Annotated in this window: 22 protein-coding genes; 4 read left to right on the top strand and 18 right to left on the bottom strand. The window is 38.1% G+C overall.

The window, feature by feature from the left end:
* Positions 1-177 precede the first annotated feature (177 nt).
* On the top strand, positions 178-717 hold the full coding sequence (locus tag IAE45_RS15710; protein WP_200127235.1) for a DUF1697 domain-containing protein: 540 nt from the start codon (positions 178-180) through the stop codon (positions 715-717).
* 77 nt (positions 718-794) lie between these two features.
* On the opposite strand, the gene IAE45_RS15705 is transcribed toward IAE45_RS15710, so the two are convergent.
* The 12 genes from IAE45_RS15705 to IAE45_RS15650 all read right to left on the bottom strand — a co-directional run bounded on the left by IAE45_RS15705 (position 795) and on the right by IAE45_RS15650 (position 13,884).
* Positions 795-1,481, bottom strand: a complete 687-nt coding sequence (locus tag IAE45_RS15705) for a YoaK family protein (RefSeq protein WP_200127237.1) — start codon at positions 1,479-1,481, stop codon at positions 795-797.
* A gap of 280 nt (positions 1,482-1,761) precedes the next feature.
* Positions 1,762-3,144: an MATE family efflux transporter gene (locus IAE45_RS15700; RefSeq protein WP_034872420.1), complete on the bottom strand. Its 1,383-nt coding sequence runs from the start codon at positions 3,142-3,144 to the stop codon at positions 1,762-1,764.
* 80 nt (positions 3,145-3,224) lie between these two features.
* On the bottom strand, positions 3,225-3,605 hold the full coding sequence (locus IAE45_RS15695; RefSeq protein ID WP_016613715.1) for a MarR family winged helix-turn-helix transcriptional regulator: 381 nt from the start codon (positions 3,603-3,605) through the stop codon (positions 3,225-3,227).
* A gap of 411 nt (positions 3,606-4,016) precedes the next feature.
* On the bottom strand, positions 4,017-4,856 hold the full coding sequence (locus tag IAE45_RS15690) for an RsiV family protein (RefSeq protein ID WP_233619107.1): 840 nt from the start codon (positions 4,854-4,856) through the stop codon (positions 4,017-4,019).
* Positions 4,857-4,889: 33 nt separating this feature from the next.
* The gene (locus tag IAE45_RS15685; RefSeq protein WP_005233050.1) at positions 4,890-5,408 is read right to left on the bottom strand and encodes an RNA polymerase sigma factor; all 519 of its coding nucleotides are present in this window, start codon (positions 5,406-5,408) and stop codon (positions 4,890-4,892) included.
* A 36-nt stretch (positions 5,409-5,444) separates the two neighbouring features.
* A complete protein-coding gene (locus tag IAE45_RS15680) occupies positions 5,445-6,842 on the bottom strand; it encodes a polysaccharide deacetylase family protein (protein WP_200127240.1) in 1,398 nt (465 codons plus the stop codon).
* Between the two features lie 348 nt (positions 6,843-7,190).
* Complete coding sequence (locus tag IAE45_RS15675) at positions 7,191-7,538, bottom strand: DUF7006 family protein (RefSeq protein WP_016613710.1); 348 nt, start codon at positions 7,536-7,538, stop codon at positions 7,191-7,193.
* 176 nt (positions 7,539-7,714) lie between these two features.
* Entirely contained in the window at positions 7,715-8,053 is a 339-nt protein-coding gene (locus IAE45_RS15670) for an LPXTG cell wall anchor domain-containing protein (RefSeq protein ID WP_142425341.1), read from the bottom strand.
* Positions 8,054-8,087: 34 nt separating this feature from the next.
* Complete coding sequence (locus IAE45_RS15665; RefSeq protein ID WP_200127242.1) at positions 8,088-8,651, bottom strand: hypothetical protein; 564 nt, start codon at positions 8,649-8,651, stop codon at positions 8,088-8,090.
* Positions 8,652-8,676: 25 nt separating this feature from the next.
* The gene (locus tag IAE45_RS15660) at positions 8,677-9,195 is read right to left on the bottom strand and encodes a hypothetical protein (RefSeq protein ID WP_142425343.1); all 519 of its coding nucleotides are present in this window, start codon (positions 9,193-9,195) and stop codon (positions 8,677-8,679) included.
* Between the two features lie 35 nt (positions 9,196-9,230).
* A complete protein-coding gene (locus tag IAE45_RS15655) occupies positions 9,231-12,104 on the bottom strand; it encodes a BspA family leucine-rich repeat surface protein (protein ID WP_233619106.1) in 2,874 nt (957 codons plus the stop codon).
* A 304-nt stretch (positions 12,105-12,408) separates the two neighbouring features.
* A complete protein-coding gene (locus tag IAE45_RS15650) occupies positions 12,409-13,884 on the bottom strand; it encodes a helix-turn-helix domain-containing protein (RefSeq protein ID WP_008381810.1) in 1,476 nt (491 codons plus the stop codon).
* A 297-nt stretch (positions 13,885-14,181) separates the two neighbouring features.
* Here IAE45_RS15650 and IAE45_RS15645 point away from each other — a divergent pair, with 297 nt between their 5' ends.
* From IAE45_RS15645 to IAE45_RS15635, 3 genes are read left to right on the top strand one after another with little or no spacing between them, the layout of a single operon-like run.
* Positions 14,182-14,517, top strand: coding sequence for an ArsR/SmtB family transcription factor (locus tag IAE45_RS15645; protein WP_077454166.1), 336 nt, complete (start codon positions 14,182-14,184; stop codon positions 14,515-14,517).
* The gene (locus IAE45_RS15640) at positions 14,514-15,206 is read left to right on the top strand and encodes a type 1 glutamine amidotransferase domain-containing protein (protein ID WP_081119356.1); all 693 of its coding nucleotides are present in this window, start codon (positions 14,514-14,516) and stop codon (positions 15,204-15,206) included. The genes IAE45_RS15645 and IAE45_RS15640 overlap by 4 nt, the downstream gene beginning before the upstream one ends.
* Positions 15,191-16,120 (top strand): NAD-dependent epimerase/dehydratase family protein, encoded by a 930-nt coding sequence (locus IAE45_RS15635; protein WP_081119357.1) that lies wholly within the window; start codon positions 15,191-15,193, stop codon positions 16,118-16,120. The genes IAE45_RS15640 and IAE45_RS15635 overlap by 16 nt, the downstream gene beginning before the upstream one ends.
* A gap of 468 nt (positions 16,121-16,588) precedes the next feature.
* Here IAE45_RS15635 and IAE45_RS15630 read toward each other — a convergent pair whose 3' ends face one another.
* The 6 genes from IAE45_RS15630 to IAE45_RS15605 form a co-directional block, all read right to left on the bottom strand.
* The gene (locus tag IAE45_RS15630) at positions 16,589-17,458 is read right to left on the bottom strand and encodes an ROK family protein (protein WP_081119358.1); all 870 of its coding nucleotides are present in this window, start codon (positions 17,456-17,458) and stop codon (positions 16,589-16,591) included.
* A 51-nt stretch (positions 17,459-17,509) separates the two neighbouring features.
* A complete protein-coding gene (locus tag IAE45_RS15625; protein WP_002323463.1) occupies positions 17,510-18,502 on the bottom strand; it encodes a LacI family DNA-binding transcriptional regulator in 993 nt (330 codons plus the stop codon).
* Positions 18,503-18,678: 176 nt separating this feature from the next.
* Entirely contained in the window at positions 18,679-20,163 is a 1,485-nt protein-coding gene (locus tag IAE45_RS15620; RefSeq protein WP_081119359.1) for a glycoside hydrolase family 32 protein, read from the bottom strand.
* A complete protein-coding gene (locus IAE45_RS15615) occupies positions 20,164-21,771 on the bottom strand; it encodes an ABC transporter substrate-binding protein (protein WP_081119360.1) in 1,608 nt (535 codons plus the stop codon).
* 48 nt (positions 21,772-21,819) lie between these two features.
* Positions 21,820-22,704, bottom strand: a complete 885-nt coding sequence (locus tag IAE45_RS15610; RefSeq protein ID WP_008381795.1) for a carbohydrate ABC transporter permease — start codon at positions 22,702-22,704, stop codon at positions 21,820-21,822.
* 15 nt (positions 22,705-22,719) lie between these two features.
* The gene (locus IAE45_RS15605; RefSeq protein ID WP_005233042.1) at positions 22,720-23,712 is read right to left on the bottom strand and encodes an ABC transporter permease; all 993 of its coding nucleotides are present in this window, start codon (positions 23,710-23,712) and stop codon (positions 22,720-22,722) included.
* Positions 23,713-23,941 lie beyond the last annotated feature (229 nt).

Raw genomic sequence — 23,941 nt, 5'->3', positions numbered from 1 at the left:
TCCTCGTTTTTACTAATCAGCAGCGCGGAAATACATGCGCCATAGCCACTCCACCAATAAGCTTGCATTCGTCGTTTCTCGCTCACGTATTTTGGGTAGCTGAGAAGCCAGGATTGTGCTTCCGCTCCATCCATTCTATAATCAGCTAAAAGAAGGGGTTTAAAGGAGGAGTTATCCATGCAACGATACATCGCTTTATTAAGAGGCATCAATGTCGGTGGAAAGAACAAAATTTCTATGAAAGAATTGAAAGCCGGTTTTGAAGAATTGGGGTTTAGCAATGTGGTCACTTATTTGAATAGCGGCAATGTGATTTTTTCCAGTGAAGGGGATGATCCACAAGCCCTTGCCGAAACGATTAAAGCAATGGTCAAACGCGACTTTTCCTTTGATATCGCTATTTATATCATTCGCCAATCAGAGCTGCAGGAACGATTGACCCATATGCCCGACTGGTCAGGAACGGAAGATAAAACCATCTATGACAACCTGATCTTTTTGATGCCTTCGCTGACCTACGAGATGTTATCTGAAAAACTCGGGGCTCCGAATGCCGAGCTTGAACAGGTTTTCCCTTACAAAGACGTCGTCTTCTGGTCTTACCTCCGCAAAGACTATCAAAAAACCAATTGGTGGAAAAAAACAGCCAGCACCAGCGTCGGCAAACAGATTACGATTCGAACCATCAATACCGTACGGAAGATTGCGGAGCTGTGAGGACATTCTAAAAAATATTCCTCTTTCAGCTTATAAGAAAAACCGCCAGAAGGAGTCCCTCTGACGGTTTTATTTGACTATCGAATCGTCTTTTTCGCTTGATGGATTTCAATAAAAAGTGCCAGCAGAAACGTGAAGGTTACGATCCAAATTGAATATTTTTTTAAAGCAAGACTGACAAAGGCTAGTAAACAAGCACCAATGACAAATGAGAGCACGACGATCGTATAGTTATGGGCATTGCGTTTTTGAAGCGACGTTTTATTCCGTGAGGTCAGATACAGATACCATTCATTTAGCATTTTCCGATAATTGCCTGAGGTCATCATGATCGTATAAGGATTTCCTTCGATTTGCGTTCCAGTAAACGTCAGCATCAGCAAGCCACTGCCAAAAGCAAGCAGACCAATTTTAAAAAGGTGCAAGTTTTGAGACAACAATGGAATGATCAAGCTCGATAAAATAACAGGTAGCATGGTGTAACTGCGCCAATAATGACTGAAATTGCTGCGCTTTAGAAGAATACCTAATAAAAATCCTACCGTAAACAAAACGATCGATACGATCTTAGGCAGCATTTGCTGCCAATTATATTGGGATAAATTCGAAGCCATCAAAATAATGTTCCCCGTCTGGGTAGCAACTAATCCATGAAAGTAATTGTGAGAATAGACATCTAATGCCCCGCCTGAAAAAGCCATTAAAATCGCAAACAGACGACTGTTATTCGAGACAGAGACAACTTTATAAAATTTTTTTTGCATAGTAGGTTCCTCAATCGCTTGATAATTTTGATAATATCGTTCATTTTAGACACTTTTCTTCTATCAACACATTCAAAAATCATTGATCTTTGAATGAAGTTTTTTCAATTGTAAGTATAACAGAATGAACATCTCCTCTTACTTTAATGCAAAGAAAATAAATAGCAAGTAAAGAAGCCCAACAAAGCAAACTTCGTTGAGCTTTCCATACCCGAGATTCGAAAAGAAACCTTTCGCTATCTTTTCATCCAGAAACCAATAGTTCAAACGTACCTGATTCTTATATGCTACTGTTTTGCATGGCGGGCAGGTCATCCTTATTAAGTTTATTTAGATAAGGAATCATCATTAAGACACCCGCAACAAACGCGATACCTTCTGTAATCGTCATTGACCAAATCAATCCATCCAATCCATAGAAATGATGAAGCACTAAAACGATTGGAATAAAGAATGTTCCTTGAATCGTGGACATCACTCCGGTCTGAGCACCTAGTCCAGATGCCTGAAAGATGCCCGTGAATAAACCAGAGAAACCATTAAAGATCGAAGAAACCAACTGTGCCCCTAAAATCGTTAAGCCAACTTGGATCACACGAGGATCACTTGTAAATAACCCCAGCACAGGCACTCGCAACCAATACACAATCAATGCAAAAAGGATGGAGATCCCACCTATCCACAAAGATACTTCTTTCAGTGCTTCTTTCACTCGTTTCGTGTTATGGGCAGAGAAACTGTAGGCAAATAACGGTATGACGCCCAAAAATAGACCCATTGTTAAAAATTCCGGTAGTTGCGTGATTCGAACAGCGATACCAAAGCTAGCCACAACATTGTCCCCATATTCAGCAGAAAAATTGTTCAATAATAATGTGGTGACGATCATGAAAGCTGATTTAAACAGCTCGGATATTCCTATTTTGTAAACTTCTAGCTGATCTTTGATTGAAAGTTTCATGCTCTTTAAAAAGCCCTTCAATGTCTCACTTTTCGTTTCTAGGAACCAGACATAATACGTTGTTGAAGCGATATTCGCAATCACCAGTGATAGCCCTGCACCGATCACATGTAGGTTAAAGACGAGAATCAATAATGCATCAAGTAGGATACTCACTGCAACACTGACAAACATGCCATACATTGATTCTTTTGATGCCCCTTCTGAACGCACCAACTGTTCCAAAGCAAAATTTAAAATGAACGATGCTCCACCAACAAACAAAATCAGTGAATATTGTTTTGTATACAAAAATGTCTGACCACCTGCTCCTAGTAAATGAATAAACGGATCCATGAAAATTACTGCGACAATCCCTATGATCACACCGAGCAGGATGCTCGAGTAAAACGCATAGCCGGCAACTTTCTTGCCCTTTTGAGTGTCTCCATTTCCTAGTAGTCGTGTGATATAGCTTCCTCCACCAACACCTAGCATGTTCCCAACGGCCATCAACAAAATCGTAATGGGCATCGCCAAGGTAATCGCCGACATCATATTGGTATCATGGATCAATCCAATAAAATAAGCATTAATCAAATTATAGATCGTCGTGGTTGAAATACCAACCATCATCGGGATCGATAAATGGGCAATTGCCTTTCGCACCGGACTTTCGCTTAAATAGTAAATATTAGATTCATTCATTGTGACTTCTTCCATGATGATTCCTCCTTTAATTAGATAGTTAAATGTTAGAATTCTAACTTTAAGGCAATAAGCAGTGATTGACTGCTTATTGCTCATAGACTTTGATCGATTTTTCTTAACAAACGAGTCAGTTCTTCGACTTCTTCTGCATTCAGTGCTTGGACCAGTTCTTTTTCTGCCGCATAAAAAGCTTCATTGGTTTGATCAATCAACGCTTTTCCTTTGGGCAAAACGTATATATTTTTTTGCCGCTCATTATTTTTTGGGATGCGGCGTTCGATATACCCTTTTTTTTCTAACCCTTGAAGCATACTTGTGATACTGGCATCACGACGTTGAAACACTTGGGCCAAATCCTTCTGAATCAATCCCTTGTCTTCATTTTGTGCGATATACGCAATCATTCTTCCTTGCTGCTGACTGATATCCAGGTCTTTTATACGCAGTTCCATCGATTCCCGTGACTTATTCATAATGGAACGCATCAAATTCGAAACGATCAGTTCCTCCAAAACGACTCCCCCTTCGCCAAATGTTAGATATCTAACTATTCGAAAAGAATATACACCGGTTAAAAAGGAAAGTCAATAAAAAGATTCGCTACCTAATAATTAGATCTCTAATTATTTTCAATTCCAATAATGGTAGTAAGGCTCAGGGAGTTCCACACTGTGGAAAAGTTACTCACAAAAGCAGACAACAAGGTACTTTTTATTGCCTTTGTAGTAAACGTGTATAAAAGAGACTCTGGGTTCATCGATTTTTTCCCCTCATGGTATCAAAGCCAATTAGAAAAGTAGGCTTTATTTTCCGCTCTTGCTAGCGAAAAAAAGAAAGCTTAGCCAGAAATCATTTTCTGAATAAGCTTAAACTGATTTATCGATCTAATTAAAAAAATTTTCGTCAACTAAGATCGGATTCAATACTGTAGTAGGTATTATGAACTCTTGTGTCCCCATGTATCCAGCCGAAACTTCATATTTATCAAACGAAATAACTAGTTCATGATTTTCATTAATATAAAAATTCGGATCATTCTCCAACCAATTTGTATCATTATAGTCTAAAACCCAATATTTGATATCGCTATTTACTCTCATCCGCTCTTTCATTTGGTGCTCAATTTCCTGAGCCAGCACCTCTAAATAGTTTTCCGTTTTAAATAACATCTTTAATGATAATAAGACCTCGTTCTTTTTATCGAATGTATCAAATCGATGTTCGACATTGGTGCTCCCCACTGTCTCTTCAAACGTACGGTCGATTACTAAAAATCGATTATCATTGACTTTCACATCATAGGTACCACTGACATACATTTGTTTTTCGTCCACCTTATTTATTACGTCTATATAACTTTGATATGCTCGTTGTCCTTCGCGGAGATATTTTTCATTTAATTGCGAATACACTTGATTTTCTTCTGTTATCTTAGGCACATCAATAGTGATTTCTGCTTCCTCTTGACTGAACAGAAGCGTTTCCCCAGTTATAATTGATACCAAATCACCCAAAATAGGTATTTCTGATGCAAAACCTCTAAAGGTAGTATTTTGAAGCATAATCAAAAAACTAAAAACCACCAAGATCACGCTTTCGACTCCTCTTCTAAGTACTTTTCGCTTCTTTTCTTCGTATACCTTTGCCTTTTCTATTTGAAAACGCGCAACTATTTCACGCTTTAATTGTTCCTGGTTTTCTCCATCAAACGTGTGCTGTTTCATTTCGCTCATTCTCCTTTTCATATCTTGTTTTTTCTAATTTAAAAGATGCTTAAATTGAACAAGAGAACGGTACATCTTCGTTTTCACCGTATTCTCATTTAAATTAAGTATTTGAGCAATTTCTTGCAAGGTAAATCCATCAAAATATTTTAAAATGATGATATCTCTTTCCGGACTAGGCGTTCTCTCTAGAATTTCCTTTAGTTCAAGAAATTCACTTTGATCGAAACGAAAATGACTTAGTTCTATAGTTTCTTCAAAGGCTAACCCAAATGGTCTTAGTCTCTTCACTCGCCATTGATCAATCGCGGTTCTTACTAAAATTTTATAGAACCATGCTTGAAAATTATCAATTTCTACTGTGTTTCTAAAGCTTTTTAACGCCTTTTGAAAGCTATCCTGCAGGACATCTAAAGCATCTTCATGATCATAAACATAACTGTAGGCAATTCGATACATTTGATCATATTTACCTTCTATCAGTTCTTCTAGTAGATGCTCATAATAGCGCACTTTTTTTGTTTGACTTCTATTCTTAAAAATAAAGATCACTCCTTCAACAACTCTCCAAGGGACTAGAAAAGACTGCTATTTAATTTCTCTTTGGTCAGCTAAACCAAAATACTGATTTAGTGGTTTTTGTCCATAAGAGAGCAATTCGCTTATAGTCACAAACTCATAGCCTCTTTTTCTTAGTTGACTTACCATTTCTGGAATGGATTCTACGGAACGTTCATGGATATCATGAATCAAAATGATTGATCCATTTTCTACAGTATCAATTACCTTATTTACAATCAAATCTTTATTTTTGACTTGCCAATCTTCAGAGTCTACATTCCATTGAATAATAGGCAATCCGATGGTTTTGGCAACGGCGCCGTTTACTGCTCCGTAAGGTGGTCGAAAGAGTTTTGGCAATACCCCTGTAGCATGAAATATTGCCTTATCAGTCTTCAGTACTTCTTCTTTGACTTTATCCAGAGTTACTTGAGTTAAGTCTGGGTGAGTGTATGAATGACTGCCAATTTCATGCCCCTCTCCCACTATTTTTTTCGCGACCTCTGGGTTCTTATCAACCATCTGACCTAAAACAAAAAAAGTCGCTTTTATCTTTTCTTTTTTTAACTCTCCTAGTAATTTTTTCGTAGACGTATCGTTAGGTCCATCATCAAAGGTGAGTGCGACATAGTTTCTTTTTTGGTCTAAGGATTTTTTTGGCAGATTATTATCAGAAACGATTGCTGGATCAATAAAAGGCAGAATTTTTTCAATGTCGACATTCATCTTTGTCAACCCTAAGACCTCTTTATCAAAAGCGATTTGTATTGAGTGAGGGAGAATGGTTATCTTACTATCCTTGCTTAAAAAGTCATATGTTAACACTTGATCTAATTCTTCCTCATCAATTGTTGATTTTAATTTAGTTCGAGTACTAAGTAGTTGTTCTTGTACAACTCTGTTTATCGCAAGCAAGTCTGATTCATCGTTGACAATATCTTTTAATCGAGGCTCATTTCGATTTTTGGATAAGAGTATTTCAGATAGTTCTTTTATTTCACCTAAATATTTCAAAGACTTTGTTTTATCATCCCAAATATATTCCTTTGTTACTAAATGTCGATTAATAAGGGCATCATTCACCTTTTCCTCATTGACATAGGAAAGCACCATTGACCGAGAATCCTTCAATTGTTTCGAAGCAACCTGAGTTTGAGCTTCCAATTGTTTTATAATATTTTTATTTTCAGTCGCAGAATAGTACAGGTAATATTTATTGTATTGATTATCGCCACTCTTTGATTCTTCAATCTGAGTGATATCACGATCAAAAAATGCAGTTTTAATTGTTTTTTCGACTTGCGTTTCAAAATTTGTTTGTTCTTCTCCATACACTTGACTCATTAGGTACTTATACGTGACACCCACTACTAACGTAAGAATCAATGCACAGAATATAGCTATTAACAATAATTTTTTTCTCATAGTATTTCCTCTCTTTCGTTGTTCTATAGGGTATGACGAAAGAACAGGTCAATTAGTTTCATTTATTAGCAAGTTTTTATCAATCGTGAACTTTCTTAATCGTGATTCCTTTATCTCCATAATATTGCTGTCTAAATTCATTAGCGAAAAATAGTAACTTCCAAATTATTCGTTTTTTCCTATCTTTTCCTTTAAGGTTTAGCTTTAACACAGACCTTTACGTTTTCCCTTAACTATGTCATTAGACAGTAGCGTTAGTTCTTAATCTTAATACTTGCGGAAAACAAAAAAAGGCTTCAAAAAATTTTTTTGAAGCCTTTTTTAAGATAATTTTTATTTATACAAACTCTATGACACATTGAATACGATAGAATTCTTCTTTTCTACACTTAGATCATAACCACAGATTTCTTTGAAATATGTCTTGTAATCATTCTCAGTAATTCTAATAATCTCATCTGCTGAGAAATCGTCGAATCGAGATAATTCTAAAACTAGATTCATCTTTGCATCAAGTCCTAGAATTTTTGGGAGCACTTCCCAGAAATTATCTTTTGAAATCGATTCAATCAGCTGACCGAATTCAGTTAGGTGTTTTTCGCAATATGCTTCCAATTTTTCACGTTCAATACCTTTTTTTATTTTCTCAAAATTGAAGTAGTAAGAAAAGGTTTCGTGGTTGTTTCCACCGTCCATTCATTTGCCCCTCTTTCTATGTATTTCTCCTAAAATTTTATTTGTATCAGCTAAACGCTATTATCTTGCCTTCCTTTTTATAACAATTAAATAAAACTGCCCTATCAGCTCCATCGAGGTGTTCTGATAGGGCATAAGTAATTATAGAATACTCTGCCTACTCACTTATTTGTTCACTAATTATAGTAATCAGTCGTTCCATAAATGTGTCTGCTTTTACTCAATAGTAATAAGATAGAAGATACTATGAGTGCATACCCAAGAATGGTCAAACTGCTTGTGTTTGACGAACCTGTTTGTGGTAATTTTCCTTGTCCGATTTGAGAAGCATCTGCGACGATCGTTTTCTTATTGTCACCGTCTGCTTCTTCCTCTTTCTTCGCTGTTTCACCAATTCGACCAGTCACAGTGACCTGCCCTGTTGTCGCCTCTGCGACAATGGTTTCTGATAGCTCCCAGACAGTCAGAGCCAGTAATGCAGCGATGAAAAAAATGATTCTTTTTCGTTTTTTCATACGATAGATCCCTTCTTTACTGGGATTTCAGTTTTTAGTCTTCCTCTACATCCGGCGCAAAACTCAAGACCAATTTGAAACTTGGGTTTGATTCTTCTGATGCATTGACAGGTGTTGCTTCACCAGTGAACGCAAACGTCCCTTCATTCGTTCCTTGGTTGCCTTCAAGGGTAAACAATTCTGTTTCTGTTACAGTTGGTGTGCCGTTTTCAAACAACTCAATCCCGTTTATGTTTAACAAGTCTACTTCAGACATATTCAATGGTGTATCAACACCTGCAACAGAAGCGATCACACCAACTGCTGAGTTATTTGTCACTGTGTACGTAGGCGAAACGATCTCTTTGTGGCTTGATTCTTCTGTGGTGTAGAACAAAGCAGTCGTTGGAATCGTTACATTGATCCATTGGTTCAAATCATCGGGATTTGGTCCAGGGGTTGTGTTATCGAATGATCCGATGATCCCGTTTACTTGGACATCTCCTGACGTATCGCCTTCACGTCCCTCAATAGTTTGTGTCGCAAAAGCGGTGGTGCCGCTTGCGATTACTCCTGCGATCGTTGCTGTACTTAGAATAGCTGCTACAAATTTTTTCATTTTTATTTCCTCACTTTTCCTTTTTTTAATTCTTAACGATAATCGTTAATTCAGCTTCAGTGACCCCTTGTTTTTCTTTGCTTTCAGGGTCGTAAATATTGATGGTGGCTTTGGCAGGATACTCGCCTTTTGCCAATGGTGTCGCCAAGGCAACATTTTCAACAAATTGATTTGGATGGATCGCACCGGAAGAATAGATGACTTCCCCGCTCGACAGTAAAGAGATATCCACGGCGATTGGGTACACATTGGTGCCCGGGTTGACGATCTCGATGGATCCCGTGCTTTGACCATCTTCAAAAATGGCTTCTGGATTGATTTGCAGGGTAAAATAATTCGCATCTGCAATTTCCTGCGCCCGTTCAGATAATCGCTGATCGGTGGCATCACCAGATTCAGGTAAAAGGTCTGCACTGATCAACGGAACCGCTTCTTTTGATTGATAGAAATAGTACCCGAGTCCACCGGCAAGTACTGCCAATAGCAACAACCACCAGAGGCATTTCCGTCGTTTTTTGTTTTCGGTTTGATTCGTTTGCTCCAATGGATTCACCTCCTTCCCATTTGGTACGATCTTTTTTAGTCTCGTGGGACAAAGCGTAAGACGATGCGATAATTCGGTACGAGCAAGTCTTCATAATACCCGCCTTGATCGGCTTCTGAATCAACGACCCATTGCGGGTAATCCCCATAGAAATCCCCTGTTAAGGAAATCGGCACGCGACTTCTTTCTTCTAAGCGAACCAAGTGTTGTTCTTCCATCGTTTCATAGAGTTGGATCTGGGTTTCTTCCGTTTTTAGGTTCAATCGCAACAGCGGGGTTGAGATATCGTCATAAGTAAGAGTTGGATCTTCCTCTTCGCTTTCAGCGTAATCGAGGGGATCTTCTCCCTCTTCTAACAAGACGATTCCGGCAGGATCATCGATCGCCAATTGATTGATATAGGTATCCACAGCAAGTGGCGATTGATTGCGGATCTCATATCCTTGGCTTTCAAAATTACGATTCGATTCCGCCGTATTGTATAAGGATTCAAAGACCATTTTGGTCGGGATTGTCACCCGCAGATACTCAAGTTTTGATGTCACATCGATACCGACTATCAGCTGGTAAGCTTTATTTCCCACCTCAAGAACAGCGAAGTAGCTGCCGTCTTCGTCCACTCCTCGTGTAAGATCCGTTTCTACGATGCGAAAGTCATCCGTCATATCCGCTTCCGACAACACATTTGCGGCTTGCGCGCGACTTTCTTGAAGGATCAAGGCATCTAATTCTTCTTGCGTGCTTAATTCATTAATTTTGAAACGGTCTAAAGTGAGGTTATTCGCTCGATAATCAATTCCTTTTATGACTGTTTGTTCTTCCGTTCTATCACCAGTCGTGACAACAGAAGGTTTCGAAACTGTAATCGTTACCTTTGTCTCGGTCTCAAGACGTTCATTTCCTATCAAATCAATTTGGAACTGTCGGACATGTTGATTTGACTCTTGATAATCGCCCCAAACAATTCGAGGATCATCTTTTTCAAGAACTACCTTATCTCCAGACGTCGTTTGGTAACTAATAGTCAACTCATCTACGGACTCTGTTGCATATCCAGTAATAGTTTGGGACTGATCGCTTACTCGATCAATGCTTGCGACAAGCTGTTCTGGAGCTACTCGCTCCCAGATATAGGTTCCTGGGGAACTACCATCATAGTTAGCCATAAACTCAGTTGAGTTTTCAAAAGTTATAACCGAACCATCACCCGACAAATTTTCTTCTAGCGTCCAGCGTCCAGTATATTGTTCAGTACTTGGGATTGCTGGTAAGTTTGCAGCAGCAGAAAAAATAGATTGTTCTCCTAATGTTATTCTATTTAATGCGTTAGTATTACCAAACATACTCTGCATATTAGTTACCTGAGAAGTATCCCAGTTACTCATATCCAGCTCCTTTAATGACCGCATTTGGTTAAACATAAAACCCATATCTGTAATTTGAGAGGTATTCCATCTACTTACATCTAGCGTAGTTAAAGAGTTTCCGTTATTAAACATCATTCTCATGTTTGTTACTTGAGAAGTATCCCAGTTGCCCACATCCACTTCCTTTAATGACTGCATTTGGTTAAACATAAAACCCATATTTGTAACTCGAGAGGTATTCCATCTACTTACATCTAGTGTAGTTAATGAACTTCCCTGAAACATGGCTCGCATGTCTGTTGCTTGAGATGTATCCCAGTTGCTCACATCCAGCTCCTTTAATGACCGCGTTTGGCTAAACATAAAACTCATATCTATAATTTGAGAGGTATTCCAACTACTTACATCTAGCGTAGTTAAAGACTCTGCATTTTGAAACATAGCTTGCATATTTGTTACTTGAGAAGTATCCCAGTTGCTCACATCCAGTTCCTTTAATGACTGCGTTTGGTTAAACATAAAACTCATATTTCTAACATTTGAGGTATCCCAGCGACTAACATCTAAATGTTTGATGGATCTTGCAGCACCAAACATATTGTACATATTTTCTACATTTGAAACGTCTAAGTTTTCAGCATGCTCAATGGTTTCTAAGTTGTTTAATGAAGAAAACAATCCTCTAGAATTTTCTGGCAATACAACGATATTTTCAATAGTAATTTGTTTAACGGAAGTATACGTTCTCCAAGGTGCTTCTGTTACAGAACCTGCAATTCCTCCGTATAAAATAATAGATTCTGCTTCTTCGTCATATCCCCAAGGTACGGTGCCCCATAAATTTTGTTGCGGTTCGTACCTTTCGTATAAATAAAGAACAACCTGCTCCTCTTGGGTAAAAGTACCGGATGCGTTACTAGGGATTCGACTAACATTCCACCCCTCAATTGTTAATGCCTCTGTTGAATACTCTTCATCAAATAAGCCTGCTAGAATTTCATCTTCTACTAATTTATTTCCTTCGGCATCTTCATGCTTTACTATAATGTTTCCACCTTGCACAGGAGCGAACATAGCCTGAACGACTGAATTACCCGCCCCCATAATTAAAGCAGGAAATAAATTAGTTGGGGACAGCAAGTTGACTGGTCCGGATACAACCTCCCATTCAACAAAGTGATAACCTGTATTAGGAATTGCTGTAACATTACCAACCCCCATTCCTACGTCACCCCAAATTACGGTAGAGTTCGTAGCTAGGTTAATAGCAGTACCTCCTCTTGGTGGATTGGCAATTAAATCAATACGATACTGGGTTGAGCGACTACCTTCATTAGCTTTTTCAGGTTCGCTTTCACTCTCATCAAGTTCTTCTTCCCCCTCTTTGATATTTGACGATTCGCTTTCAAAATCATTTAAGCTGTCAAAAACTTCCGTTGATGCATTTACTAATTGAAATGGGACATGGGATAGAAATAAGACAGTGATTAAAAGAAACCTCCCCAGAAAGCCAATAGATATTACCCGTTTCATATCATTCATACCTCCTTAAAATGTCTCAAATTTCTTCGTTTTTGGGTTGACGACAAAAAAGACACCTGAATTTATCAGTTGTCTTAGAAAAAGTTGTTAGATTAGGATTTCTGAAAAAGAGGATACATAACAGACAATCGTTCTAAAAAACGAAGGTTTTTGGTACTTTCGTTTGTCATTTTGTATGCATACCTTTTCCTTACATGATTAAGGTTACCTGATTTTTTGGTCAAATTGGAATCAATATTTTCATATACGGATGAAATAAATGAAAAAAAAACACTCGTTAATACTTTTAACGAGTGTACGGGAATTAGAGAAATGGTTTTCGATACGGATCGATTTTTCTTTCCAGATTCCGCCAGTCATGCTCATCTGGGACAGCTTTCAATAACAAGTAATCTGTTTCAATAATATAGTCTAAGAGGTACCGATTATAGTTTGTGACAATCAAATCAATATGATCGGCATTTAATATTTCTTGTGTCAGATGTTGCAATGGCAAAAAGGTCAACGTGTGCTTTGTACCAAACTGTTGCATTGCACGAGTTCGAATCTGTTGGCAGATGAAGTGATCACCTTCTAAAAGAAAATAAATTCTTTTTGTCGGTGAATAAAAATCAAAAATCAAATCACTGTAGATCGTTAAACTCACACAAATATCTTCAAGATATGGCGCAGCCAAAAAGTCTTTTCTTTGATGCTTCTTTAAAAATCGTAAATTCCGTTGATAGTTTTCATTGTCAGAACGCATGAGAGATTCTTTGATGTCCTGTGCCTCTTTGTTCAATGCAGGAGCTAACGCATAGTTCACTTTTCTAGACAAAAAGAAGGATTGCAAGAAAATTTTTATCTTGGCATAGCTCTCATTTGTGAGCTCAAACTCTTGTAAGTAAGCCTCCGTAAGTTTGGCAATTTCTGATCCTTGATGAAACTGCTGGTAGAACTTTTCCTCCGATGCTTCTCGATCTAAGGTACGTTTACAAATAGTAACTAAATAAATCCATGCAAATTCTTCCTTCGCTAGTTCTACGCCGTAAAGCTTGTTGATTCCGTCTTTTAAAGAATACAGGAGGGAGAAGCTATTTCCTTTGTAGGCTAATTCAATCAAGTATTTCGGTACTGTTATCGGAAAACCAAGGCTCGCCCGTTTGATTGCAATAAAAAAAGTATAGTAAAAAGCAGCTGGTGTTGTTCCAGAGCCAATATCATATTGTCCTAGTTTGTTGTTTAACTGGGTTAAGACCAACTCATGCAATGCGGGGTCGGGAACAAGGGTATGGGCAGTATCAATCCCTTCGTAATAAAAGTCTTTGAAGAATTTCCGTAAATCCGCTTCGCTCCCTTCAATTGTCAATGGATTCGACACCCATTTTAACCGATAACTGCTCAATATTTTGTTCGATTGACCCAACAACCGTCGAAACGTGCTCTCAGAAAAATGATAATGATGGGCCAACTCGTCAATATCCATCAATTCCCCTTGAAAAATATGACCGATGATTTCAAATAAACACTCATTTTCTAGCAAATCTTGTTTCTTTTCTTGGTACACGGAAGGTTTTTTCTCTTCAAAAAGAAAGCCACTATTCCCCGAAATTAGGGTGATACAATCACCAAAATAGTCTTTCACATACTTGAGATCATTTGCAATTGTGCGTTGTGTGACTTGCATCTTTTCTGCCATTTCACCAATTGTAAATAAACGATCTCGTTCCATCACACTCAAAACTCGAAATAAGCGCTTAGTTGTGCGATTACTGATAAATGCTAACTGTAAGTCTCTCATATTCTCCGCCTCATATCTCACTACGTCTTTTGTCTAGATGTTACATACATAACACAACAACAAAAAATGAGCAACACACGGCTCTTAATCACTTCATAAAAAAATAAGCTGCTTCTAAACACAAAAAAAGGATCAAATGCTCTTATGCTTTTCCATTATTATCTATTTGCTTACAAAACATTCTAATCTCATTAGCGATGGTGAAGAAGAGGAATGCTCTCGAGCTTCTTTCATTGCAAAAATCTTCTCTCTATGGTTTAATAGTTTAAACTTTTAAACCATACAGGAGAGACAATTATGATAGATTATGCCAATCTGCAACAAGATTTTTCTGAGTTAAGTGATTTTTTAATCGCGCTAGGTGACAAAAAAAGACAAGCTATCATCATTCGGTTGCTAGAAGCGGAAAATTGTGCTGGCTTACAGGTCACTTCCTTATTAGAGGCCACCAATTTATCTAGACCCGCCATTTCACATCATTTGAAAATCTTGAAAGAAGCCAAAATCGTGAATTTCAGACAAGAAGGAACAAAAAATTATTACTATCTCGATCACGAGCAAACAGAAATAAAGAAACTCCAATCTTTTTTGACGAAAGTCATTCACATTATGAACGAGAGGGACCAATCATGAAGAAAGTATTAGTTGTTGAAACAAACATTCAAAAATATGCTGGCACGAACGAAGCTACCGGACTTTGGTTAGGAGAAAGTGCCGAGTTTCTAGATGAAGTCTACCAACAAGGGATTGACGTTGATTTCGTAAGTCCATTGGGAGGCTTTGTTCCTCTAGATCCAAGAAGCATGAAATATATAGATCAAGCCATTATGAACATTTATCTGGAAGAAAATTTCATTCAGAACGGCTTGATTCACACGAAAAAAACCTCAGAGATAAATCCGAACGATTACCATGCGATTTATTTTACCGGAGGGCATGGTGTCATGTGGGATTTTCCTGATAATAAAGAGCTGCAAGAACTCGCTTTAGCCATTTATGAAAATAATGGGTATATTTTATCTGTTTGCCACGGAATCGCTGGTTTACTAAATATAAAAGATAGAGAAGGAAGCTTTTTGATTTCTGGAAAAAAAATCACAGGATTTACGAAAACAGAAGAATTTCTCGCCGGGAAAATGAACAAAGTTCCTTTCTTTAATCAAACCGCCGCAAAAGAAAGAAACGCTCAATTCAAAAAAAGACGCTTTTATAAAGCATTTGCCCTAAAAGATGGGCGGATCATCACTGGCCAAAATCCTTTTTCTGTACGTGCTGTAGCAAAACTATATCTTGAGGAGGTACAGTCATGCAAACAATTTTAGGAAGCAATGGACAAATCGGCTATGAACTAGCAACAGAACTATACAAAAATTACACAAATGAGCTTCGACTAGTTAGCCGGAAGCCTCAAAGAATCAATCCTACAGACCAGCTCGTTTCCGCAGACTTGATGGACTTTTCGCAAACGAAGAAAGCGATTGAACATAGTGAGATTGTTTACTTCACTGTTGGGTTACCGATGGACGCTGAGCTGTGGGAAACCAATTTTATGAAAATCACAGAAAATGTCATCCGCGCTTGCCAAGAAGCACAGAGCAAACTGGTTTTTTTTGATAATACTTATATGTATCCAAAGGATCGTACACCCCAAAAGGAAGACACGCCATTTTCTCCAGCAGGCAGGAAGTCCCTCGTACGCTCTAAAATGGCTCAATTGGTTTTATCCGAGATGGAAAGTGGCCGTTTAGATGCGGTGATTTGTCGAGCCCCAGAGTTTTACGGACCAGGCAAGACCCAGAGCATTACCAATACACTCGTCTTAAACAATATAGTCCACAATGCTCCCGTCAAAATACCTGTCAATAAGGACACTTTACGCACACTTATATGGACACCTGATGCTAGCCGGGCCATGGCCCTTATCGGAAATACGCCTAGTGCCTATGGCCAGACTTGGCATTTGCCCTGTGATACACCTCATAGTTTCCAAGACATGATCGATCTCGCCGAAAAAATTGAAGGCAAGCCATTGAAATACCGCGTCATTCCTTTGTGGCAATTTAAACTTGCTACGCTATTCAGTAAAAACGCGCGCGAACTAAGTGAGTTATTACCTAGATATACGATGGATAATCTTTTTGTCTCTGATAAATTCAAAAAGGCATTCCCTCATTTTAAGATCACAACGTTTGAAGAAGGCATTAGGCAGGTACTTGTTGAGAATAGGGCAGGATGACTGATGAGAAGCTACCCAGCTTTTAGTAAATCAAATTCAAAGGATGTTCGCGTTAGTAGAAAGTTGAATTAGATATACTTATTTTACCGTTAGCAAAACCGTTCATTACACCGTCACTATTATTAATAAAAAGGATATTCATCCACCCAAACACAATTAGCACAGGAATATAGAAAACCAATTAGGCGTAGGCCTAATTGGCTTTAATAAGACATTCTGTTTCCTTTTTCTTTGCTCGGGCTAATAGAAAAAAACCAAGCACTAAGAAGTAATTTTGAGGCAGCTAGACAACAATATAACTGAAGACGAGAACGAAAGAAAAAATTCTTATTTGCGACATTCGATTAGGCAAAAAATATATATGAACATCTATTATTAGCCATCCTTTTTTCTAACTCACATTTTAGTTAACCTTTTTATCTATCCTAACTACTATAAAAACTCTCTCACACGTTCTTTAACATGCTGCTATTGTTCCAACTTCTTTATTGCTAAAGCTAAGCAGCCGATCAAACCTGCATCGTCAGCAAGCATTGGAGTTAGTAGGTATTCTTCAAGAACAGGGGTATCCACATAGGAACCCATTTTTTCTTTAAACGCTTGGCGAATCAACTCGAGTAGTTGCGGCTGTTTCATTACACCCCCACCTAAAATTATTACTTCCGGTGCATATAGTAACGTTGTGTTATACACACACTGAGCAAGATAATCTGCCTCAATCGTCCAATAAGGATGATCAAATGAAATGGTCTGGGCTTTTCTTCCAAAGCGCTTTTCAATCGCGGGTCCTGAGGCTAACCCTTCCAAACAATCATGATGAAAAGGACAGATTCCTTCAAATTGATCTTCATTATGACGTTGTAAGAGCATATGTCCCATTTCAGGATGACTGAAACCTGCGACTATTTTCCCACCCACTACAGCACCACCACCAACACCAGTACCAACGGTGTAATACAGAACACTATTTTTACCTTTTCCATAACCTGCCATATATTCTCCATAACAAGCAGCATTTACATCGGTAGTCCAATAGATGGGAACCGACAAGGCGTTTTCCAAAGCTCCGACAAAATGATAATTTTGCCAAGCTAACTTCGGTGTGTTGGTGATATATCCGTAAGTTCTTGATTCGATTTGAATATCAATAGGCCCAAATGCTCCTACACCAATTGATGCGATATTTCCTTTGTACTTATCAAAGAAATCAAACACTTGCTTCATCGTTTCTTCTGGTGTTGTGGTAGGAAAACTTTTCCGTTCTATCACTTGTAATTGTTCATTACCAATCCCACAGACAAACTTTGTTCCACCGGCTTCTATTCCACCATATAACATTTTATCTACACCTTTCATTCACTCATTTTCAAAAAAAGAAACGTATTTGCACTAAGCAAAATCGTTTCTCACTAAAGGTTTCGTTGTGCCACCTTCGCCAAATTCAATCGGCAATACGGTACGTTTTTCTACTGTCTCTCCATTAATGACAGCAATTAATTTTGCCACTGCCACTTCCGCCATTTGCTTTGTAGGTTGGGCAATCGTTGATACGAGATAAGGGTCTCCTTCTGTCATCTTTTGACCATCAAATCCGATAACTTGTACATCCTCTGGTACGTTTTTCCCTATTTTTTCAAGCATACCAATGACAGCTAATGCCATCGGATCGTTGATCGTAAAAATCCCATCGATATCGGGATTCTCTAACAAAAAATTTGTTACACGTTCTGAGAGATGGTCTAAAGGTTCTAACATATCTAACGCTTTATAGGAAATCCCCAGTTGACGGCACTCGATCTCAAAATATTTTCGACGACTCTTCGTTTCATTCGGTGTTTCTTGGTACCCACCGATATATGCTACATTCTGACATCCTCGGCGATAAAGTTCATTTGCAGCCAAACGTCCACCGGCCGCATTGTCAGCGGTCACATAAATCACCTCTTCAGTGAAATAACGGTCGATACTAACAAAAGGCAGATTACTCGAAATGTATTCATCGATATCTGAATAAGTAATTCCAATGATGCCGTCTACTTTATTTTGGCTGACCATCTGGATATATTCTTGTTCTTTTTCACTATTCCCACTGGAGTTACACAAATAAAGCTTGTAGTTTTGTCTTTCTAATGCTGTTTCTACATGGTAGGCAAATTCGCCAAAAAATGGATGCCATACAGTGGGTAGAATCAAAGCAACCGTGTTCGTATGCTTCATCTTTAACCCCCGGGCATAAAAATCTGGTTGATAGTTTAACTCTGTCATTGCTGCTTCAACTTTTTCTCTAGTAGAAGCTTTAACAGAACCGTTATTCAATACCCGGGAAACAGTTCCTACTCCGACACCTGCTAATTTTGCGACATCTTTCATTGTTGCTTTCATAGTTGATCCCTCACATTTCTGCACAAGTTTAGTATAATGAATTTTGTCATAAATTACTAATTTTTTCAAAATACTAATAGCAAAGCCATGGGAAATCTAGCTATCTGTTCTTTTCTAAAAACATTATCCTTCAAAACCTATTAAATAATTGATACATCGCCTAAGCAATCAAACATTTATTTCACACTCGCTGTTTCAAAAGCTTGAATACGACTTTCTCCAATCGAATGAAACAAGATATCTCGAGCTTTTTCCAGCTCATAGAAAGTAGCCGTCATAACTTCTAACCCATTAATAAAGACTTCAACTGATGAGGTATCTCTAAAAATCTCAAGAACGAGCTGATTATCAATCAAAGGTACTTCAACTTTTCGGACATTCAGAGGGTCTTCTTCCGCCCCTGTAAGCTCTCTTCCTAGTTTCTGACGATCCAATTCAAAAACCTGTTTAGCAGTGTCATAAGTTAGTTTGAGACAATCCGTCTTAGACCGCAGTAATTCAATTGTAAAAACTTCTGCTTTCTCCAAATCTGCGACTAGATGTAAATATGAAGAATCCGACAGTGCGTTTCGAAATACGACTGATGTGTCAGTCACTGCGATATTTTCACTGCCTTGTTGATAAACTAAATGACTATATACAGTTGAGATGGGTTTTTGTACCAATCGATTTTTTTTCACTCTTAACTCTCGGGGCAAACTCATAGAGCCTGCCCAAAGATGGCCTAACTCATGTGTAGGCAATGTACGATCCCACATCTGCATCCAAGCAATCATCACCCGTCCACCATTAGGATCTGTTGTTGTTTGTGGTGCATAAAAATCCATTCCAAAATCCATTTCATGGAAATTATCAACTATCATCTGACCTGTTTCCCAGTCTACCTCACCAATACAAGCCATGGTAGAACTGATATTATGATATTCCAGTCCGTTCTTCTTGATTTGTATCGGTGACATGATTAAGACATCTCGTCCGTCTAAATGGAATAAATCAGGACATTCCCACATTATTCCTTGCTCTAAAGTCCCTTCTAGCAACACAGAGTAAAAGTGCCAAGTATACAAATCTGACGATTGAAACATCACTATTCTACCAGTAGACTGTGTAGATTTAGTAGCTACTACCATATAGTAAGCATCGTTGTGAACAATTACTTTAGGATCACGAAATTCTTGTATCAGCCCATTTTCACCTAGCTGTTTTTCTGCTACCACAGGATTACCATTGTATTTGCTAAAATGAATACCATCTTCAGAGACCGCCAAACATTGATGCTGATGGCTAATACCATCAATTTCTTGACAGCCTGTATAAAATAAATATAGTTTTCCGTCTCTTTCAATTGCACTTCCTGAGAAACACCCGCCGCTGTCATAAGGTTGATCTGGGGCTAACGCTACTGGTAGATCTTCCCAATGGACCAAATCACTACTACGCGCATGTCCCCAATGCATAGGCCCCCATCGACTATCGTAAGGATAGTATTGATAGAAGAGATGGTAATGCCCTTTGTAATATATAAACCCATTGGGGTCATTTATCCACCCAATGGGTGCGGAAAAATGATAGTTTTGTCGATACTGAGGGTTAACTTTTCCTCGCATCATTTCAATAAATCGATTTGCTTTATCCAAAATCGCCGTTTCTTCTACTAACACTTATTGTGCTCCCTTCAAAAAATTATCATAGCCAGTTTGCTTTATTTGAATCCATTCTTCCAAACCTACACGTTCCAATTCAGCAAGGTATTCTTCCCATTCTTCATCGATTTTACCGCCGGTGATCCACTCTGCTCTTTTGCGATAGATGTAATCCCACATATCTGTTTCAATTTTTGCTAATCGATCTGTTTCTTCTTTTTCTAAAAAGACACGCGGATAGATATTGTCTTCTGTAATATATGGCAAATACGTGTCATGCATCAAATCTAAACGCCACTTCGCATCATCTGGCATAGTAGTGACTATGCCGTAATAAGAATCAAGAACTGCTAATGGTCCTCCAGCTTCGGTTTTTTGTCTTAGTTCCCCCGGTGCTGTCCCCTCTAAAGGCAAATGTTTTAACATACCATCCTTTAATTCAAAAATATTGGCCTGTGCTTCATCACCGTAAGTTCCCCAGTTATTTTGGACAGACTGTAACGGTTCATACATTTTATCTATCCATCTAGCTGTAAGTTCCAAGTTTTTATTCGCACTAGTAATTACGAAACGATCTCTTGAGAAACCCATGCCATTCGTACGAGTAACGTGTTTCGTTCCATCTGGTCCCGCTAAGACTGGCAAGACGTCATAACTATCATCTGCACCCGTGATATTTGCTTTATCCCAAGTAAAATACACGCCATACTTATGTTCTTTTCCTTTGGCAACATACGTATTCCAATCTTGTTCGAAAGCCTCTTTATCAATAAGACCTTTATTATTCATTTCATTGAAATATTTGATAGCTTCTTTATACCCTTCTTTGTCAGCAGTAAATTGTACCTGGCCATCGTTATCAACGACTAAGTGGTCATCATTATCACCTAGACCGAATGCCCCCATTAAAAATTTTAAGTCTTCATTTCCTCCATTGTTAATAAAGCTAAAAGGAATTTCATCTGCTTCACCATTACCATTTGGATCTTGCGTCTTGAAAGCCTCCAACACAGTCATCAACTGATCAGTGGTTTGCGGCATTTCAAGACCCAAATTATCCAACCACTCCTTGTTGATCCAAGCCATCCCATTTACTGTATGAATCGACTCTTTTTCTTCGCCTAATTCTTCAATCCAAGGCATAGAGTAAATGTGACCATCAGGTGCAGTAGACATTTGTCGGTATTCGGGATTTTCATCAAAAATTTTCTTCAGATTTGGCATATAATCTTCGATCAAATCTTCAATCGGTACAATAACGCCACTTTCCGCCCAGTTTAATAAATCATAGTCACCTGCAGCGGCGTTGAAGATGGCATCTGGTAAATCACCACTAGCGATATCCAAATTTCTTTTTTCGGCAAAATCACTACTGTAGTTTGTCCAATCAATATGGAGATTGGTCTCTTCTTCTAACCGTTGGAAAATCAATTTGTCATTAGGATCATTGGGAGCCAAAGGGGCACTTTGAGACATCATTTTTAAAGATACTTTTTCTTTCAATGGAAAAGAGACATTTTCTAGTTCATAATCAGGGCTTGATTTACTCTTTTCTTTTGAGCCTCCACAAGCCCCCAAAATTAGTACGGAAGTAAAAACGATTGGCAGCATCCATTTTGCTTTCATCTTAAAATCTCCTTTATAATTTTTATTCATACAAATAGTGAACAATGCTTATCCTTTAACAGAACCAACTAAAACACCTTTATCAAAATATTTTTGGAAGAAAGGATACATTATGATTAATGGCAGACTAGAAATGACGATCGTTGCGTATTTGATTAACTCAGCAATTTGTTTCATTTCTGCCATGGCTGTATTGGCTCCCACCATGTCTTGTGAGGGTTGGTTTTGGATCAAAATATTTCTTAATACGAGTTGCAACGGCTGTAAGTCGGGATCTTTGATATAGATCATGGCATCAAAATATGAGTTCCATTGCCCAACAAAGGCATATAAAAACAATACGAACATAATTGGTTTAGCCAATGGAAGCATGACTTTGAACAGTATTTGCAAGTCATTGGCCCCATCGATAGTAGCAGCTTCAGAAAGTTCTTTTGGCAAAGCACTAAAATAGGTACGGGCTAAGATAATATTCCACACATTTATAGCACCTGGTACGATAATCGCCCATACACTATCTAACATGCCCAAGTTCTTTACCAATAAATAGGTAGGTATCAAGCCGCCACCAACGAACATTGTAATGACAAAAAAAGTCATAATAATCTTTTTCCCAGCCAAGTTAGGTCGAGACAAAGGATACGCAGTGATCATCGTAATAAATACAGTCAATAAGCTGAAGCTAAAAGAGTAAAACAACGAATTTATAAAACCGCGTAAAATGGAGTCATCTGCAAGTACCCGCTGATATCCTTGTATTGTCCAATCTTTCGGATTGAAGCTTATACCTTTATTGATCAAAGTAGCTGGGTCCATAAAAGAAGCTACCAGTACATAAATCAGCGGAACAATGGTGATGACGACTAAAAAAGTTACAATCACTCGATTCAGCCATAAGATTTGACGGTCGATTTTTGATAAAGCACTATTCATAATTTTCTCCTTTCGTTACAAGCCTTGACCATCGTTTAGCCGCTTGGTTATATTGTTGACAATCAGTAATAAAACGACATTAATAATCATATTGAACAGACCAACAGCAGCAGAGTAGGCATAATCACCTGATTGCAAGCCGACTTTGTATACATAAGTGGAAATGATTTCTGAGGCAGGGATGTTCATTGAAGTTTGCATCAAGTAGGCTTTTTCATATCCTACATTCATAATACCGCCGGCAGCCAAGATGAAGCTGATCACCATCACAGGCCTCAATGCCGGCAAATCGATATGCCAAATCTTTTGTAAAATATTTGCCCCATCGATATTTGCTGCCTCATATAAATCGGTACTGACTCCCGCCAGCGTCGCGGTGTAAAGAATGGATGACCAGCCGATTCCTTGCCAAATTCCCGATAAAATATAAATCGTTCTGAAATAAGCTGGATTAGACATGAACATAATTGGTTGCCCCGTAACCTTTTCTACTAACCCATTAATAGGTCCATTTGCGGATAGGAACAAAAACAGCATCCCCACGATAATAACTACTGAGATAAAATTCGGCGCATATAGAATCAACTGGATTTTCTGTTTTATTTTTTTATTGATAATTTGATTCAAGCTCAGTGCTAAAATAATTGGTGGAAAAAAACCTAACAATAAACCATAAATGCTAATTTTTAATGTGTTGCTCAGCAAAAGCGTAAAATTTGGTGAACTAATAAATTCCCTAAAGTGATCTAGTCCTACCCAAGGACTTTCCAAAATTCCTAGCATAGGATTATAGTCTTTAAATGCAATCACAGCACCGTACATTGGCACATACTTAAAGATAAACGTCATGATGATACCTGGTAAGAGCAACAAGTACATCCACTTATCACGCCGCAACTGTTTCTTTAATTTTTCCCACTTCGAGATATTTTTTTTATCCCGTTGTACCGCCCTTATCTCACCACCTGGTCCCAATGTCTTTTCCAATTCGATCTCCTCCCAATATATTTTAGAAACGTTTCCATTTTTGTTTAAAAAAATAAAAATTTAACGAAGATGCATTTTGGAAACGTTCCCACTATTTTCGTTTATAGATTACCATAGCCATTTTTTTAAGTCAATATTTTTTTGTAATTATTCTTTCACCCACACTAAGCTTCCTTCAATTCATTTATGGTTTTCGAAAATTGTTAAAAAATAAGGATCTCGATTATTTCATTAATCCTATTTTTCTCTA

Origin of the sequence: Enterococcus sp. S53 (assembly GCF_016516865.1) — a bacterium.
Lineage (GTDB): Bacteria > Bacillota > Bacilli > Lactobacillales > Enterococcaceae > Enterococcus_D > Enterococcus_D innesii.
This window is presented reverse-complemented; position numbering and strand designations above follow the sequence as displayed.

Excerpts from the sequence above, each read along its gene's own strand:
- IAE45_RS15710 (WP_200127235.1), top strand. The coding sequence starts at position 178 with ATGCAACGATACATCGCTTTATTAAGAGGCATCAATGTCGGTGGAAAG.
- IAE45_RS15705 (WP_200127237.1), bottom strand. The coding sequence starts at position 1,481 with ATGCAAAAAAAATTTTATAAAGTTGTCTCTGTCTCGAATAACAGTCGT.
- IAE45_RS15700 (WP_034872420.1), bottom strand. The coding sequence starts at position 3,144 with ATGGAAGAAGTCACAATGAATGAATCTAATATTTACTATTTAAGCGAA.
- IAE45_RS15695 (WP_016613715.1), bottom strand. The coding sequence starts at position 3,605 with ATGAATAAGTCACGGGAATCGATGGAACTGCGTATAAAAGACCTGGAT.
- IAE45_RS15690 (WP_233619107.1), bottom strand. The coding sequence starts at position 4,856 with ATGAAACAGCACACGTTTGATGGAGAAAACCAGGAACAATTAAAGCGT.
- IAE45_RS15680 (WP_200127240.1), bottom strand. The coding sequence starts at position 6,842 with ATGAGAAAAAAATTATTGTTAATAGCTATATTCTGTGCATTGATTCTT.
- IAE45_RS15675 (WP_016613710.1), bottom strand. The coding sequence starts at position 7,538 with ATGGACGGTGGAAACAACCACGAAACCTTTTCTTACTACTTCAATTTT.
- IAE45_RS15670 (WP_142425341.1), bottom strand. The coding sequence starts at position 8,053 with ATGAAAAAACGAAAAAGAATCATTTTTTTCATCGCTGCATTACTGGCT.
- IAE45_RS15665 (WP_200127242.1), bottom strand. The coding sequence starts at position 8,651 with ATGAAAAAATTTGTAGCAGCTATTCTAAGTACAGCAACGATCGCAGGA.
- IAE45_RS15655 (WP_233619106.1), bottom strand. The coding sequence starts at position 12,104 with ATGAATGATATGAAACGGGTAATATCTATTGGCTTTCTGGGGAGGTTT.
- IAE45_RS15650 (WP_008381810.1), bottom strand. The coding sequence starts at position 13,884 with ATGAGAGACTTACAGTTAGCATTTATCAGTAATCGCACAACTAAGCGC.
- IAE45_RS15645 (WP_077454166.1), top strand. The coding sequence starts at position 14,182 with ATGATAGATTATGCCAATCTGCAACAAGATTTTTCTGAGTTAAGTGAT.
- IAE45_RS15640 (WP_081119356.1), top strand. The coding sequence starts at position 14,514 with ATGAAGAAAGTATTAGTTGTTGAAACAAACATTCAAAAATATGCTGGC.
- IAE45_RS15635 (WP_081119357.1), top strand. The coding sequence starts at position 15,191 with ATGCAAACAATTTTAGGAAGCAATGGACAAATCGGCTATGAACTAGCA.
- IAE45_RS15630 (WP_081119358.1), bottom strand. The coding sequence starts at position 17,458 with ATGTTATATGGTGGAATAGAAGCCGGTGGAACAAAGTTTGTCTGTGGG.
- IAE45_RS15625 (WP_002323463.1), bottom strand. The coding sequence starts at position 18,502 with ATGAAAGCAACAATGAAAGATGTCGCAAAATTAGCAGGTGTCGGAGTA.
- IAE45_RS15615 (WP_081119360.1), bottom strand. The coding sequence starts at position 21,771 with ATGAAAGCAAAATGGATGCTGCCAATCGTTTTTACTTCCGTACTAATT.
- IAE45_RS15610 (WP_008381795.1), bottom strand. The coding sequence starts at position 22,704 with ATGAATAGTGCTTTATCAAAAATCGACCGTCAAATCTTATGGCTGAAT.